Genomic DNA, 14899 nt, shown 5'->3' on the forward strand with positions numbered 1-14899 from the left:
CGAGTCAGGGAAGCGAGAGGCCCGCAAGGTCGACGATCGGAGGCTCCTCGGCCGGCGGCAGCCCCGTGACGTCGATGTCGTAGGCAACGTGGCTGATTCGTCCCAGGGTCTTGCCGGGCAGATTTGTGGCTGTGATGCGAGGCATGTCGTCAGCTCGCAGTAGCAAGGGGTTGTCGCGTGGAGTCCAGCGTTCGTCATCCGGCTGGTCCGGGTCCCAGCCCGCGGATTCGAGGAGCCGGTCAAAACGTCGTCCGGAGGCAACGTTCTCGGCGGCAGCGGCATCACGGGCGGCAGTGACCGAATCCTTCAAAGTGCGGCCTCCGGTTCCTCCTCGCGTGAGGCGGAGGGACGCGAACCACAGCGGCCTACCCTGGGTCGGCGAGAGCTGTCCGAGACCATGGATTGTGTGCTTGCGAAGTTCAGAGGCGGTCGTCTTGATCTCGAGATCGGCTGCTCCCAGAGCGAAGTCGTGCTCTTCGCCTCTCGGTCCCACCCACATGTCGAGCGCCGCCCGCCATCCGACCACTCGGGACATCCTGACCAGCACGGCGAGTTCGCCATGGAGACCCAGTCGTCTCTCCAGTGACAAGCCGCGCGGTCTTCCCAGCAGTGTGCTCCAGCCGCGCACCGTCTCGTCGAAGGCCTCATTCAGGTTCCGCCCGCCGGAGACGATGCGATCCGCTACGGCCAGCAACAGGTCGTGAAAGTCGCGGAGCAGCTCCGGCTGGGGCGTGGTGAGGCGTGCCATGCGTCGACCGGCGTGAGCCACCTGGTCAATGCGTACGGCCGGCAACGGTGAACGGGGCGGACCGTGGCGGCCGAGCTCGACGTGGAGGGCGATGTCACGCCCGCCGTCCACGATCTCGTACGAGACGAGCGGCTTGTCGGCGGCAGAGAGCCGATAGCTCGCGCCGAGACCGCGGCCGAGATAATGCTCGACCGTGGTCCATGGCAGCTCGATCGACGTGGATATCGGGACCTCGCCCGCCGCCTTCAGTGTCCTGTCCTGGCGTGGGCTCATCAGTCAGCCACTCGGTCGAGTTCCGCACGAGCAGCAGCGACGAGGACGGACTGCCACAACTCGATGTTGTCTTTCAGGCGGCTCCCCATCCGCTCGCGCTGGAAGGCATCCTGCATGAGGAGGTAGATGAGGGACTTGACCATGGGCGCATCGTTGAGGGAACCGCTGCGGCCACCGAGCAGGGCGGCGCGGTAGCGCTGATTGAGCAGAAGTACATGGGATTCCTGGTCAATCTCGAAGAACTTTTCGTTGGACAGCTTCTGCCAGCGAAACTGCAGGGGCTCCTCTTGTGTGAGGACGGGCAGCTCCTCCTCGATCACCTGGCGAACCTGCGGATCGATACCGCGCCCGGGTGGAACGACGGCCTTGCGTTCCACACCGGCGCGTTTGCGAGCCTCCCGGTAAACCCGCTCGGCGCTTCCGAGGTACTCGGCGAATGTACGGCCCTGATCGTCTGCGGCGGAATCGAGCGCATCGACGAACTCCGGGGACGCTTGCACTCCTTCCTTCTTGACCGTCAACCGGAAGACCTTGCCGTCGGGGTCGTCCGGCAGATCCACGGCCACGCGCGCCAAGGCGAGGTGTTGCTCGGGCTGGCGGAACTTGTTCCAGCCGCCTGCCTGGACGAGGCGATCGTTGCGGTAGAAGTAGAACCCTTCCCGCTCCACCACTGCGCCGAACGCCTTGTACTCGTCTAGGGAGGACCGCGGCGGCCAGATATGCGCTGCGAGCTCGACCGGTCCCACGGACGGGACGAGGGCGGTGAAGGTGCTCGGATAGGCCGGATCCCCGGAGACGGGATATCCGAATGGATCGAGCGACTCGACTCCGTAATTCGAGTATTCGACCCCCGTGCGCACGTCCTGGATCGAAATAGTGATGTGGAAGTTGCCCCGCGCAAGGAAGCGATGCAGGTGAAGGCCCAGATGCAGGCCCAGCTTGTTGACGGTCCGATGCAAGTAGCGGTCTGTTTGGCCTCCACCACCATGATTGGGGAAGTCCTTCACCCCGTCCCAACGGACGATGGTGCCCTGGAAGTAGATCGGGCGCCCCTGGTAGAAGTCGACGAAATCCTGAGCGAAGTGCGGATCGATGATGTCGCACTCGAAGCCATGCTTCGCATGCTCCATGAGCCAACGACGACCTGCAGGCCGGGTTCGCTTTGTGCGGCTGACCACCGTGACCGAGTTGGCATGGCTGAGTGAGGCCGACTTCAGGCCGGTGCCGAACATGCCGAGCGACCCCTTGCCGTAACCACGACGGCCGCCGACGGTCATGGCCACGTCGAGTTCATCCTCGTCCATGCCCTTGCCGTCATCGACGATCACGAGGCTGACGAGCTCGTCCCCATCACGCAGAAAGTGAATGACGACGTTCTCGGCCCCTGCATCGATGGAGTTGTCCACCAAGTCGGCGATGGCGGTGTCGAATCCGTATCCCTGGCTGCTGAGCGCCTCCATGTAGCGTCCATCGGGAGGCAGGCGCTTGCTACCCGCCGTAGGGACCTCGAACTGCCACTCGCTGACCATGACCTGCCTTATCGGACGAGCGCCCGTTTATAGGTGCATCAGACGTCATCATGATGCGACGCCGACATAACCGTAGTCGACAGCTAGCGCCATGGTTTGGACTTGGACAACACTCTTCCCTGCCGCACCTCGGACCAGCCTCGGCTTGATGATCACGTACGAGGCCGGCAGCGCCGCGGGTACTCTGCCCTCCATGATTCGCGCAGTGGTCTTCGACGTAGGTGAGTGCCTCGTGGACGAGACCCGGGAGTATGGCACTTGGGCCGACTGGCTGGGTGTGCCGCGGCACACCTTCCATGCGATGTTCGGGGCCGTGATCGCCCAAGGCCGCGACTACCGGGAGACGTTCCAGGAGTTCCGGCCCGGGTTCGATCTTTATGAGGAGCGGGAGAAGCGGGCCGCTGCCGGGCAGCCGGAGAGCTTTGGGGAAGAGGATCTGTACGAGGACGTCCGGCCGGCTCTCCGGCAGCTCCGGGCCGACGGGCTGTGGCTCGGTATCGCCGGTAACCAGACCGTACGCGCCGGGGGGATCTTGCGGGCGCTGTTCTCCGACGACGTCGACTTGATCGGTACGTCCGACAACTGGGGCGCCAGCAAGCCCGACCCCGAGTTCTTCAAGCGGGTGGCCGACGCCGTGCCCTTCGAGGTCGGCGAGATCCTTTATGTCGGTGACCGGTGTGACAACGACATCAGGCCTGCCAGGCAGGCGGGCATGCACACAGCGCTTGTGCGTCGCGGACCGTGGGCCACCATTCAGTGGAACAGCACCGAGGCTGTGGAACTGCCGACCTTCCGCATCGAAGGGCTGCTTGAACTAAGCGGCCGAGTGCGCGAGTTCAACGCCTCAGCGCGCTGAGTGTCGTAGACCAGTCGTACAGGCGGTCGTCGAAGTCGCGAACGCAGCTCTCGTGCTGGTGGGGCGTGAGCGCACGACGGACCTCGCGGACGCGGTCCATGCCGGTGGCGTACCAGGTGAGCGCCAGCTGATCGAGCGCCTTGCCCGCGTACTCACAGGCCGCTTCGGGGTTGCCGGACGCCGCCTCGACGGCTGCCAGGTCGCCGTAGACGACCGTGCGTTGCTTCTCCTCACCCGGGGTCATGGCTTCGAGCGCCTGGAGCAACGCGGCACGTGCTTGCGGGAGGTGGCCAGCGAGCAGCTGGGTGTTGCCCTTGAAGGCCGCGAGTCGCGCCGGGGAGAACCAGTCCATCCACGATGGGGAGGGATGCTCGTTGCCAGCCTCCAGGGTGTCCTCCGCATGGCTGATCAGGTGCAGGGCGGTGCGGGTGTTGCCGCACCTGGTCTCGCATTCGGCCTCGACGGCGTCCAGCCACGCGAGGAATTCCGCGGAGGCAGGAGCGCGGCGCGCGTAGGTGCGTGCCGCGATCATGCGTTCCTGGGCTCCTTCCTGATCGCCCGCCCAGCCCGGGATGAAGGCCATGTGCGCGATGATCGCCGAACCGAGCAACGGGTCGTCGGCTTCGCCCGCGGCTTGCAGGGCGAGGAGGAGCGTGTCGTGTGCCGTGGTCGGCTCGGAGAGGTCGAAAAACTCGATCCGGCCCGCAAGGAGGTAGGTCTCTGCCAGCGCCGCGGCGATCGTGCGTCGAGTGGAGTCCGACGTCTCCGGCAGTAGGGCGCAGCCGAGCGTCGCGTGCGCCAGGACGGCCGGGTGCAGTTTGGTCGGTGCGACAGACCAGTAGAGCCGGCGGTGGGAGCGGGTGACCGCCTCGAAGTCCGATCCGGCGGTGACCGGTTGCGATGCAGCCGTGGCTCGGCCCGGCCCCATCGCCAGCCCGAAGGCGGCAGCCCCAGCGGTGACCAACGTGCGCCGGACGGGGTCGGGTGTCGATCCCTCCGAACCCCACGGGGGTGTGAAACCGAGAGACTCCATGTTTTGGCCGAGCAGGTGGACGAGTACACGCTGGCAGTCCGGTTGCGGCCACGGTGGATTGTCCGACTCCCAGCGGCGAACCTGGCGTACCCCGATGGACAGGCCGCGAATGCCCAAGTCCTTCGCGTGCTCGGTGAGGGCGTTGGCCAGGTCCTGCTGCGAGTTGAAGCCGGCGGCCACCCGAGCAGCCTTGAGTCGAACGTTGCCTGTGGGCCTTGGCACGGGGCCACCTCCTCCTGCTGACAACGCTCCTACCATCCCATGAAGGTCCTCGACAGCACACCCTTTCCCACTCAAGGGGTCACTCAGACCCTTTGTAAGTCCTTTCGATGGCCTTTTGAAGTCCTCGAATTGGCGACTTGGGTAGTGGACTCTGTTTGCCGTACCGACCGACGGACAGCAGGGAGACATGCCGTGTACACACACGAGGACTTGGACATCTCGGAGTGGCTGGCTCGGACGCATCCAGTGCCCGAGCGCGTACGGACGGAGTGGGCCGCACAGGGCGTCGCGCTGCTTCCGCTCGGCGAGGGGTTCGCAGCGGTGCGCATGGCCTCCGATGTCGTGCACGCCGCTGTTCAGTCCGAGGATCAGGACCGAGTGGCGGCTGCGCTCGGCGAGTTACTGGGAGGGGCGATCATCTACGACCGTCGAGTGGCGGGTGGCACTTACTACGCGCTGGTCGACGGGCATGCCGTTCTCGCCTGGGCCTACAACGGAATCGTGTCGTGGCTTGGTCGTGGCACCTACTTGGGAGTGCCGCGCATCGACCGACAGCGGCCACCGGGAACGTACTGGGTGGTTCCGCCGCGATACGCCGGCGACTTGTGTCGACCATGTTCGGTCGTCAGCCTGGTCGAGAAGGGCCGTTTGCGGCTAACCGGGGAGGCGGAGGTCTGTCCGCACGACATGGGTGAGCTCAAGACGGCTGTCACCACTCAGCGCCCCTGGGGCATGCGGCTGGTCACCGACCGGCTCCCCGTACGCCCGCCGTCGTACGCGACCGTCGTACTGGACGGTTCCACCCAGACGGCGAGGTACAGGGACGCCATGGGCCAGGTGATCGAGATGGGCAAGCACGGCACATCGAGGACGACCGGTACCGCGTCCGTCTCCGGAGGAGGAGACGGACAGAATCCGCAGCCCCAGACGCAGGACGACAACACCACCGACTACGAGTCGGACTGACCGATGACCTCCACTGTCCTGGTCATCACCGCGTTGGAAGACTGCACAGCGGACCGTGTCATCGGGGCATTGAACGAGCGCGAGGTGCCCGTCGTACGCGTCGATCCCGCCGACATCGGGCCCGAGCTGGCCTTCGGATTCCGCCTTGGCCCCGACACCCCTGTCTGGGATGGGCGACTGCGCACGACGAGCCGAGAGGTGGAGGTGAGGGAAGTGACCGCGGTCTACTACCGTCGCCCCACCCCGTACACCACGCGTTTCCAGCACCTACCCCAGCAGCCACGGGACTTCACGGTCGCCGAGGCCAGGCACGGGCTCGGCGGTATCCTGAACGACCTGCATGGGGCGCTGTACGTGAATCATCCACACGCGGTGACCCGTGCGGACTACAAGCCGGTCCAGTTGCAGAGATTCGCCGAGCTCGGGCTGCGGGTTCCGCCCACCCTGGTGACCAATGAGGCGGGCGCGGCCAGGAAGTTCGCCGCCGACCATGGGCGGGTCATCTACAAGACGTTCCGCGGGCTGCCCCGTAGCGATGACGGCCACACCGGCGCGATCTGGACCCAACGCGTTGAACCCGACACCTTCGACGACACGTTGGCGATGACCGCGCACATGTTCCAGGCCGAGATCCCCAAGAGCGGGGACGTACGGATCACCGTGGTCGGCCGTCGAGTCTTCGCCCAGCGGATCACCGCGCCGGACGGAGCTCTTGACTGGCGTCGAGGTGACTGGGACGAGCTGGCGCATGCCCCCATCGCCGTCCCTCCCGCGATCGAGGCCGCTTTGTACAAGTACCTGGACTCCTTCGGCCTGGTCTTCGGCTGCTTCGACTTCGCGCTCACCGAGGACGGGGACGATCCCGAAGACTGGTGGGCCATCGAATGCAACCCGAACGGGCAATGGGGCTGGCTTCCGGACGCCGCGGACATCGCCGAGGCGTTCGCCGACACTCTGAGCACCGGAGTAAGGAAGGAAACAGCAGGTCATGGCGATGCCCCCCGACCCTGAGACCGACGCGGTCCGCCTGCGCGAAGCCATGGCGGACGTCCTCGCCCGAGACGGTGGCCTGGTGGACCCGGCCTGGCGAACGGCAGTCGCAGCAGTGCCGCGACACCGGTTTGTACCCGGTTTCTACCTGCCCGCCGACGAGCGCGACGAGCAAGAACTGACGTTGTGGGAACCGGTCACCGCCGAGTTGGACTACGGGCGGTGGCTGGCGGCCGCGTACTCCGACACGACGCTGATCACCCAGTTCGACGGGGCGGAGCCCGACTGGAAGGCCCCGGTCGTCCGGCGTGGTGGTGCGCCCACCTCGTCATCCACGCTGCCGTCCCTGGTGGTGCGCATGTGGGCCGAGGCGGAAGTAACCGAGGGTCACACGGTGCTCGAGATCGGTACCGGGACCGGTTACTCGACGGCGCTGGCCTGCGAACGCCTCGACTCCGGAGATGTCACCAGCATCGAGGTCGACCCCCGGCGGTTGGAGTCGGCAGCAGACGCGCTGTACGGCTGCGGCTACAACCCAACCCTCGCCGTGGCGGACGGGCTGTACGGGTACTGGCCCGAGGCCCGCTTCGACCGCATCGTGGCTGCCTGCTCCTTCCGCGCCGTCCCGCCCGCACTGCTCTCCCAGACTCGGCCAGGCGGAAAGATCCTGCTCACCCTGTCGGGATGGCTTTACGGGTACGCCCGTGTCCTGCTGACCGTCGCCGGGGACGGCACGGCGGAGGGGGCGCTGCTGCCGGGCACGGTCTCATTCATGGCTGCCCGAACCCATGCCGCACCGTCGTTCGGCAACCCTGCCCACTGGTCCGCCGGCCTGCCGGACAAGCCCAGGACGGCCCGGCACGGCCCGGAGCGCCTCATGGCCGCGACGGAGGAGGCGTTCCATCTGCGGTTTCTCGCACAATGTGCCGTTTCAGGAGCCCAGTTGGTCAAGGTTGACGAGGTGGTACACCTGGTCGACGTCGTGAGTGGCTCCGCAGCCACTCTCACGCCTGGCGACGGTGTTTGGGATGTACGTGAGGGCGGCCCGGTGAAGTTGTGGGAACGCGTCGAGGGAGTTCTGGACGCCTTCGATGGCGCGGGCCGACCGGGGCCTGAGCCGTTCACGCTGCACGTGTGGGGCGGTGGGCAGTTCCTGCGGCACCCGAACATGCCTGGTCTGTCGCTGCTCAGTTGATAGCCCTGACACGGGGCGTCTCCCGCAATAACTGTTCCTCGGAGCACACCGCAGCACGCCAGGATGGACGGCATGACGACGATCCACGGTGAGGTCGCGGCCGGGTTCGAACCGGTGCGTGAGGCGTTCGCAGCGAACTTCGCCCGGCACGGGGACATCGGAGCAGCGGTGTCTGTGTATCGCGATGGCCGGCCGGTGGTGGACCTGTGGGGTGGGGTCTCCGACGTCGACACCGGTCGCCCGTGGGCGCGGGACACTCTGCAGCTCGTCTACTCAGCGACCAAGGGGGCGACGGCGACTGCGGCCCATCTGCTGGTCCAGCGCGGCACGTTGGACCTGGACGCTCCGGTGGCCGAGTACTGGCCGGAGTTCGCCGCGAACGGCAAGATGGATCTTCCGGTGCGTTGGCTGCTGGCTCACCAGGGCGGCCTGGTCGCTCTGGACCGGCCGGTGCCACTGTCCGAGGCCTTGGCCTGGGAGCCGATGGTGGCCGCACTGGCTGCTCAGCGTCCGGTGTGGGCGCCGGGAACCGCGCACGGATATCACGGCAGAACTTGGGGCTGGCTGGTCGGTGAGGTGATCCGCCGGGTGTCGGGCCGCACGCCGGGGCGCTTCTTCGCCGAAGAGATCGCGGCTCCTCTGGGGCTCGACTTCTTCATCGGGCTGCCTTCGAGCGAACGCAAACGGGTCAGCAGGATGGAGTACAAGCAGCCCGAGGTCGACCTCACCGCCGCTCCCCCGGAGTCGATCCCCGATGAACTCCGCGACCTGGTTGCTGCCTGGGGCGATCCGAACTCGCTCAGCAACAGGGCGTTCGCCGTCACAGATCCGGCTGAGATCGACTTCAACTCGCCCGAGGTGCAGGCTGCGGAGCTCCCGGCCTCCAACGGAATCGGCACCGCGCGCGGACTGGCGCGTATGTACGCCGCGCTGATCGGTGAGGTGGACGGCGTGCGTCTGTTCAGTCCTGGGACCCTTGCGCTCGCGACCGCGGAGCAGGTCAGCGGGGTCGATCAGGTGATGTTGGTGCCGAGCCGATTCAGTTCGGGCTACATGTTGCCCACTGAGACCAATGCCATGGCCGGTCCGAAGTCGTTCGGCCACACCGGTCGAGGTGGCTCACTCGGCTTCGCCGACCCGGAGCACGGCATCGCCTTCGGCTACGTGATGAACCACATCATCGGAGGGCCCGACGATGTTCGGGCGGCGTCGCTGGTTGAGGCGTTGCACAAGTCGCTGGCCTAGCAAACCAGGTCTGTACCCATCACGTTGGCTGTGACGTACTCACGGCCGCCCGGTTCTTCCGAGGTTGGCGGTTCCGGGGGTGAGGCGGCGGGGCCGATTGGGGCGGGGTGCGGGACCGTCGCCGGGTGGCTGGTGAGTGGTGGTAGCCGTGGGTGCGCGGAGCCACTCGTGCGCAGAGCAAGAAGTGCCTTCCTACTGGAACGACAGGAGCCTTGGAGAAGCCCTGTCGTTCCAGTTCAGAAGGCACTATCGCTGTCCTGCTCAAGCCCCCGACGCCTCTTGGGCGAAACGGCGGGGCTCGGTTGCGCTCACCCGGGCGGTTCGGTCCCCGCCGCGTCCGGTGGGGTCGGTACGACACCCGGGAGCGGGGCCATCAACCAGTGCGCTTTCTCCCAGGTGATGGTCTCAGTGACGCGGACGGGGCGGTTCTTGGTACCTGCGGTGCCGGTGATATCCACTTTCCATACGCCCGCGAAGTCAGATGCACGCGTCCACCGAACGTCCCAGTCCTGTCCGCCGTACTCCTTGATCCGGGCGCGGGCGTCCTTGGAGCCCTGGGGATGGGCGTCGAGCAGACCGGCCAGCCCGTCCTCGTCCGATGTGTTGAGGAACTCTACGTAGTCGTGCAGGAAACGGTCCTGGTCCGCCAGGTCGGGTTTCGCGGACGCGGAGTCGTCCCCGACGCCACAGGCGGTGAGCAGTACCGCGCAGAGCACCGCCATGAGCAGCCCGGCGCGACGCCGCCATGAGCGGTGTCCGCTCCCGTCAGGTGCGGAAGGCGTAATACGTCGCGCGCGGGTACTGCGCCACAAGGCTTTTCACCGACTTCCGGTACGTGTTGGTCGAGTGGTAGGTGAGGTAGGGCACTCCGTTGCTCTTGTACGTGGTGATCATGGAGTGGTCCTTGGACCGGTTGCCGCTGAAGTCCATCTGGAGGATGTCCCCGATCCCCAGCTTGTACACGTTGTCCAGGTTGTAGGCCCGGTCGCTGTGCAAAGCGAAGGACGCCCAGTAGTTGACGTTGATCCAGGACGTCGTCTGGTTCGAGGAGTTGTACCACCAGTTCTTGTAGCTCTTGTACCAGCCGGTGTCGTTCTTCCAGCCGCCCGCCCGCAGCGCCTGGCTGATGAAGTTGGTGCAGTCGCCCCCGACGTCGTTGAACTTGCGGTAGTTGGAGTTGTAGTTCTTCCAGTGCTTCTCCGCGTACTTCGCCATGGCGGTGTAGTTGTAGCTCGCGGTGGCGCTGACCTTGGCCTGGGCCTGGACGGTGGGCTGGGTGCTGCCCGCCTTGGTCTCCTGGGGTGCGGGGCCGTCGGTTTCCGGCTCGCCGCCCTCGTCGATCGGTTCCTCCGCCGCGCCGGCGGACGTGGGGCCGCTGTCCCCGGCGGTGTCCACCACCGAGTTGACCGCGGCCGGCCCTTCCTCGTCGAGAGGCGTGAATCCGGTCAGCTCCCACGTGCCGTCCGGCGCTGCCACGAAGGTCAGCTCGTGCCTCGCCTGGAAGCCAGTGGTCGGCGGCTCCTCGCCCTCGATCTTCTTGTAGGTGAGCATCGTCGTCTCGGTGACCTGAGCAGTGGCCCGGTCGCCGGTCACCCGCACCTCGTCCACGTCGACCTCGGTCTCGGCCGCCGTGTAGGCCTCGTCCAGGGCGGCGAGCCGCGCTCTGCGGTCACGCAGGACGTCTGTCGCGGTGTCCTCGGCGCGGGCCAGCCCGCTGGTGACGTGCACCTCGCCCTTCAGCGGCAGCGCCGCGGTGGCACGGCGGGCTGCCTGAGATCCGTCCAGGAGTGCGGAGGTCCGTCTGGTCAGAACGGCATCCGCGAGGGTGGCGAAGTCATCGGTGGTCTCGGCATCCACGGTGCGGTCCGCCTCGGCCGTGGTCCGGGCGGCTGCGCTGTCCGCGGCATGAGCGGTCGCGGCGGACGGCAGTGCGGCCAGCAACGTCACCCCCAGAGCCAGCGCCGTGGCACGTCTGTAGCTCCCGTTTCTCATGTAAATCCCCCAACTCAGGCCTTCAGCAGGCCGATTGAAGGGATCCTGTCACCTCCAGCCACGCGCGGCGAGACCTTTTCGTACACGTGTTCCTGGATGTCCGGGTTCCGTTTCGGTGGCTCCCGGCGCTACCCGAAGAGCCTTGGCGCAGGCGCTCGGTGCGCCCGCCGGGGACTGCCCGGCCTCAGGTCGTAGAGAACTTGGCGACGTACTCGTCGAAGGGCTCGATGCCGACTTCCGCGCGGAGTTCGTCCACGCGGTCGGGTTCCTCGCAGGGCCACGGAACCGGTGCCCCGTCCTTCACGCCGGCGATCTGTGTGCCGTAGATCTGTTTGCGGCCCTCGTTGACCCGGGTGCGGTCGCGTAGAAAGGCCAGCTCGCGGGGGCCGGCCGAGCCTGCCGACACCGCCTGCTGCATGAGGTGGAGGGCGCGTCGCTGGACGTCGAGCTGCCGGTCGGCGTGCTGGGCGATCAGCCATGCCGCGCGGGCGGCCTCCTCGCCGACCAGTTCCGCCGTCGGCCAGCCGTACTCGTCCATGATCTCGCTGAGCCGGTCACCGTGCCGTGCGGTCAGCCGGCGCCACGCCAGCTGCTCGGCGGGGTCATCGCTGTTCGCGTGGGCCGAAGACCCGTGATCGGCTACGGCCATGGCCGTGAGTTCCTCCCTCAGCGCGGCAACGTCGTGCGTCACTCTCAACTCCCGTCCTGGTGGGGGGCGTTGTGCCCGTCGCCGGAAACCTTACGGGCGCATATCGGGTGTAAAGATCATTCTGGAGAACGGCGACAGGCGCCTCCCTGGACCGCGATAATGGATCTACTACTCCCTGGCATTGACCGTCCGCTGGCTTTCTGAGGGGTGGGGAGCGCATGGAAGGCCTGATCGTGGAGCGGATGGGCGGACGTGCTGGGGCTCGGTCTGAGCTGAGAGCGTCCTCGGCTCTTCCGCCGCCGCCGTTGTCGTACGCCGGGACCCGTCAGTCCTCCACCCGGCCCTCAACCGGATCCAGTTCTCCCCGCGGGTGAGCCGGGGCTGCGGGCGGTGGGTGAGCATCGTGGCCGGTTCGTCGGGGCGCATCGTGCCGTGTTCGCCCTGGACGAGGAGGGTGGGGCAAGTGATGCGGGACCACTCGGTCCAGTAGGCCGTGATGGCCAGTTCGGCGACCGTATCGACGATCGTGGTGCGGTCCCACCCGGCGTCGGCCAGCCGTCCTGAGCCGAGTGGTCAGTGGCTGACCGAGCGGAAGCCAGGTCGAGGGCCATGCGCTCAGCGTTCGACAGAAGCATCCGTGGACGAATCTCCGTGTGTTCAGGACCGCTCGTTGCAGTCCGGCCCGACGGGGCGTGCCCCTACTGCCAGGACCATGAGCACTGCGGTGCAACCACCTAGCAACATGAGCGCGGACGGAGAGGTGCGGTCCAGGATGACTCCCCCTACGAGTGCACCAATCGAGATCGTTGCCTGAAAAGAGGCGGTGAACAGGACGGATGCCGCTTCCGGGGCGTGCGGTACCGCCTTGGAGAACCAGGTCTGCGACGCGACTGGTACGGCGCCATACGCGATGCCCCACACGATCAGCAGCATCACTGCGCCGGTCTCCCAGCGGCCCAACGCTGGAAGCAGGAGGGTCACCGCGGCGATCAGGGCGGCCGCGAGCCCGAAGACGGTCCGCGGATATCGGGCCACCCAGGCGCCGCCCAGGAAGTTGCCGAGGATGCCAGCGGCACCATAGAGCAGCAAGAATGTAGTGATCAGAACACCGCTGGCGTGGGTGACCTGTTCCAAAAATGGTGTCACGTAGGTGTAGGTGCCGAAGTGAGCCAGCACAACAAGGAACGTCAGCAGGAGTGCGAAGCGAGTGTTGACGCTGCGGAGCATGCCGTTGAGCACGCCCAGCCGTGTGGCCTGGACCGGAGGAAGTGGCGGCACGAACAAGAGCAGCATGACCAGTACGCCGACCGTCAGAACTCCCATGACGGTGAAGGCCGTTCGCCATCCAGCGAGATCTCCGATGAGGGTGCCCGTCGGCAAGCCGAGGACGGATCCCAACGGGACGGCAGAGAAGATCACAGCAGTTGCCCTGCCGACCGAGGCCGGCGGCACCAGTCGTTCCGCCAACCCGGCTCCGATCGACCAGAAGCCGCCAATCGTGATCCCGACCATGATCCGGGAGGTCAGTACGAGCCAGTAATCGGGTGCCGCGGCGGCAAGGAAGTTCGCCAGTGCCAGCAAGAGCATGAAGACGCACAGCATCAGTCGGCGATCGAAGCGTGCCGTGGCCACGGTGACCAGTGGAGCGGCGATCGCTGCCAGGAAGCCCGGCATGGTCATCATCAGTCCAGCCATCCCGTCCGAGACGGTGAAACTGGATCCGATCGAGGTCAGTAGACCGATCGGCAGGATCTCGGTGGTGACGATGACGAAGATTCCCAGCATCACCGAGACCACGGCCAGCCACCCCATCAGCGGGGACCGAGGGGGTAAGAGTTTGCCGTTGACTGAAGCGGTAGTGGTTGCCTGCATGGCGTCCCGTCCTGTGAAAGGCAGCGCGTTTCGCGATCAGTCCAGCAGGCCTCATCGAGAGGTGGCTGGCAGATCCGCGACTGCACCCTTGCCCTTCACGGGTGATGTCGCATTCCGGCTAACAACGGTCAACGCAGTGAGGCGCCTTGGCCCTGGCCGTGGTGTCCGCAGGGTGGGCTGGGCATTCTGATCCCATGGGGGCTTCACCATGGATCGTGTCGAATGAGCTGTGGGAACGGATCGGACCGCTGCTGCCGCGCAAGCAACGGCGGTTCCGGTACCCGGGACGCAAGCCCGTGCCGGATCGGAAGGTTCTCTGCGGCATCCTGTACGGGCGGCCCACCGGCGTTCAGGCGAGTACCTGCCCACGAGATGGGCTTCGGGTCGGGCATGACCTGTTGGAGACGACTACGAGACTGGAATGACTCCGGAGTCTGGCAACGACTGCATGAGGCACGTCGACCGGGGCCGGGCCGGCTCCAAACACCATTTGATCACCGACGGGCGCGGCACTCCTCTCGCAGTCATCCTCACCGGAGGCAACCGCAACGACGTTACCCAGCTAGCTGCGGCTGCTCCACGCCATCCCGCCAGTCCGCGGCCGGGTCGGCCGTCCCCGCCGCAAGCCTGACTCACTGTTCGCCGACCGCGGCTACGACCACGACCTCTACCGCGACAAGGTTGATGCCCGCCGAATCCTGCCCGTCATCGCCCGCCGCGGCACACCCCAGGGCAGCGGACTGGGTGTCTACCGGTGGGTGGTAGAGCGCACGTTCGCCTGGCTGCATGGCTTCCGACGTCTCCGGGTGCGCTGGGAAAGACGGGCCGACATCCACGAGGCGCTCCTCAAACCGAATAGGGGCCGTCGGTAAGCCGACGACCCCTCACGAAAGACCAGCCGGCTACTACTCGTTGAACTCGCCAGTAGAGTCACAGGGAGAACTCAACTCGTTCTCAAACGGACCAGTCGGATACCGCCCCCAGCACATAACGAACGTATAGCTGCCACCGTTTCCGATGTTGTGACCCTTACTGCCACATCCGGCGTCACCGCCGTCGGACATCGTCATCACTCTTTGGTAGCCGTTAGTGGCGATGTACGAGTTGTAGAAAACCGCGCCGTACACACCCTTGCCATCCGCCAGAGTGTCGCAGAGCTTGAAGACGTCACCGTCGTCAGTGAAAGTCATGTAGCCGCGGATAGTTTCTACCCGCATGTTTGCGGCAAAGGCCGGACTCGCTGTCGCGACAACCATCGCGGCAGCACCTGCAGCCCCTGCTACCGCGCGGGCGAACTTGGACTTAAGCATTATCCCCCCATTTACCAGA

General features: G+C 66.2%; 13 protein-coding genes and 1 pseudogene. 6 read left to right on the top strand and 8 right to left on the bottom strand.

Annotated elements, in window-relative coordinates; genetic code table 11:
* Positions 1–4: 4 nt before the first annotated feature.
* Both ACIBNA_RS05110 and ACIBNA_RS05115 read right to left on the bottom strand, forming a co-directional pair.
* Positions 5–1021: a PD-(D/E)XK motif protein gene (locus ACIBNA_RS05110; protein WP_399163880.1), complete on the bottom strand. Its 1017-nt coding sequence runs from the start codon at positions 1019–1021 to the stop codon at positions 5–7.
* Entirely contained in the window at positions 1021–2550 is a 1530-nt protein-coding gene (locus ACIBNA_RS05115; RefSeq protein WP_399163881.1) for an ATP-binding protein, read from the bottom strand. Before ACIBNA_RS05115 ends, ACIBNA_RS05110 begins: the two co-directional genes overlap by 1 nt.
* Positions 2551–2743: 193 nt before the next feature.
* On the opposite strand from ACIBNA_RS05115, the gene ACIBNA_RS05120 reads away from it, so the two are divergent.
* Positions 2744–3406, top strand: a complete 663-nt coding sequence (locus tag ACIBNA_RS05120) for an HAD family hydrolase (protein ID WP_399163931.1) — start codon at positions 2744–2746, stop codon at positions 3404–3406.
* Here the strand turns inward: ACIBNA_RS05120 and ACIBNA_RS05125 are convergent.
* A complete protein-coding gene (locus ACIBNA_RS05125; protein WP_399163882.1) occupies positions 3387–4661 on the bottom strand; it encodes a transcriptional regulator in 1275 nt (424 codons plus the stop codon). The genes ACIBNA_RS05120 and ACIBNA_RS05125 overlap by 20 nt on opposite strands.
* A 192-nt stretch (positions 4662–4853) precedes the next feature.
* Between ACIBNA_RS05125 and ACIBNA_RS05130 the strand changes: the two genes are divergently transcribed.
* The 4 genes from ACIBNA_RS05130 (at position 4854) to ACIBNA_RS05145 (ending at position 9057) form a co-directional block, all read left to right on the top strand.
* Positions 4854–5627: a putative ATP-grasp-modified RiPP gene (locus ACIBNA_RS05130; RefSeq protein WP_399163883.1), complete on the top strand. Its 774-nt coding sequence runs from the start codon at positions 4854–4856 to the stop codon at positions 5625–5627.
* 3 nt (positions 5628–5630) lie between these two features.
* Positions 5631–6638, top strand: a complete 1008-nt coding sequence (gene tgmB / locus ACIBNA_RS05135; protein WP_399163884.1) for an ATP-grasp ribosomal peptide maturase — start codon at positions 5631–5633, stop codon at positions 6636–6638.
* Complete coding sequence (gene tgmC / locus ACIBNA_RS05140; RefSeq protein ID WP_399163885.1) at positions 6616–7812, top strand: ATP-grasp peptide maturase system methyltransferase; 1197 nt, start codon at positions 6616–6618, stop codon at positions 7810–7812. Before tgmB ends, tgmC begins: the two co-directional genes overlap by 23 nt.
* 72 nt (positions 7813–7884) lie before the next feature.
* Complete coding sequence (locus tag ACIBNA_RS05145) at positions 7885–9057, top strand: serine hydrolase domain-containing protein (RefSeq protein ID WP_399163886.1); 1173 nt, start codon at positions 7885–7887, stop codon at positions 9055–9057.
* Between the two features lie 308 nt (positions 9058–9365).
* Here ACIBNA_RS05145 and ACIBNA_RS05150 read toward each other — a convergent pair whose 3' ends face one another.
* The 4 genes from ACIBNA_RS05150 to ACIBNA_RS05165 all read right to left on the bottom strand — a co-directional run bounded on the left by ACIBNA_RS05150 (position 9366) and on the right by ACIBNA_RS05165 (position 13570).
* On the bottom strand, positions 9366–9779 hold the full coding sequence (locus ACIBNA_RS05150; protein WP_399163887.1) for a hypothetical protein: 414 nt from the start codon (positions 9777–9779) through the stop codon (positions 9366–9368).
* A gap of 43 nt (positions 9780–9822) precedes the next feature.
* On the bottom strand, positions 9823–11049 hold the full coding sequence (locus ACIBNA_RS05155) for an amidase domain-containing protein (RefSeq protein ID WP_399163888.1): 1227 nt from the start codon (positions 11047–11049) through the stop codon (positions 9823–9825).
* Between the two features lie 184 nt (positions 11050–11233).
* Positions 11234–11740, bottom strand: a complete 507-nt coding sequence (locus ACIBNA_RS05160) for a DUF6624 domain-containing protein (RefSeq protein WP_399163889.1) — start codon at positions 11738–11740, stop codon at positions 11234–11236.
* Between the two features lie 615 nt (positions 11741–12355).
* Complete coding sequence (locus ACIBNA_RS05165) at positions 12356–13570, bottom strand: MFS transporter (protein WP_399163890.1); 1215 nt, start codon at positions 13568–13570, stop codon at positions 12356–12358.
* 194 nt (positions 13571–13764) lie between these two features.
* Here ACIBNA_RS05165 and ACIBNA_RS05170 point away from each other — a divergent pair.
* Positions 13765–14442, top strand: a pseudogene (locus ACIBNA_RS05170) (IS5 family transposase).
* Between the two features lie 33 nt (positions 14443–14475).
* On the opposite strand, the gene ACIBNA_RS05175 reads toward ACIBNA_RS05170, so the two are convergent.
* Complete coding sequence (locus tag ACIBNA_RS05175; protein ID WP_399163891.1) at positions 14476–14880, bottom strand: hypothetical protein; 405 nt, start codon at positions 14878–14880, stop codon at positions 14476–14478.
* Positions 14881–14899: the final 19 nt, after the last annotated feature.

It is taken from the genome of Streptomyces sp. NPDC050164, assembly GCF_044459945.1.
GTDB classification, from domain to species: domain Bacteria; phylum Actinomycetota; class Actinomycetes; order Streptomycetales; family Streptomycetaceae; genus Streptomyces; species Streptomyces coeruleorubidus_A.

Excerpts from the sequence above, each read along its gene's own strand:
- ACIBNA_RS05110 (WP_399163880.1), bottom strand. The coding sequence starts at position 1,021 with ATGAGCCCACGCCAGGACAGGACACTGAAGGCGGCGGGCGAGGTCCCG.
- ACIBNA_RS05115 (WP_399163881.1), bottom strand. The coding sequence starts at position 2,550 with ATGGTCAGCGAGTGGCAGTTCGAGGTCCCTACGGCGGGTAGCAAGCGC.
- ACIBNA_RS05120 (WP_399163931.1), top strand. The coding sequence starts at position 2,744 with ATGATTCGCGCAGTGGTCTTCGACGTAGGTGAGTGCCTCGTGGACGAG.
- tgmB (WP_399163884.1), top strand. The coding sequence starts at position 5,631 with ATGACCTCCACTGTCCTGGTCATCACCGCGTTGGAAGACTGCACAGCG.
- tgmC (WP_399163885.1), top strand. The coding sequence starts at position 6,616 with ATGGCGATGCCCCCCGACCCTGAGACCGACGCGGTCCGCCTGCGCGAA.
- ACIBNA_RS05145 (WP_399163886.1), top strand. The coding sequence starts at position 7,885 with ATGACGACGATCCACGGTGAGGTCGCGGCCGGGTTCGAACCGGTGCGT.
- ACIBNA_RS05150 (WP_399163887.1), bottom strand. The coding sequence starts at position 9,779 with ATGGCGGTGCTCTGCGCGGTACTGCTCACCGCCTGTGGCGTCGGGGAC.
- ACIBNA_RS05155 (WP_399163888.1), bottom strand. The coding sequence starts at position 11,049 with ATGAGAAACGGGAGCTACAGACGTGCCACGGCGCTGGCTCTGGGGGTG.
- ACIBNA_RS05165 (WP_399163890.1), bottom strand. The coding sequence starts at position 13,570 with ATGCAGGCAACCACTACCGCTTCAGTCAACGGCAAACTCTTACCCCCT.
- ACIBNA_RS05175 (WP_399163891.1), bottom strand. The coding sequence starts at position 14,880 with ATGCTTAAGTCCAAGTTCGCCCGCGCGGTAGCAGGGGCTGCAGGTGCT.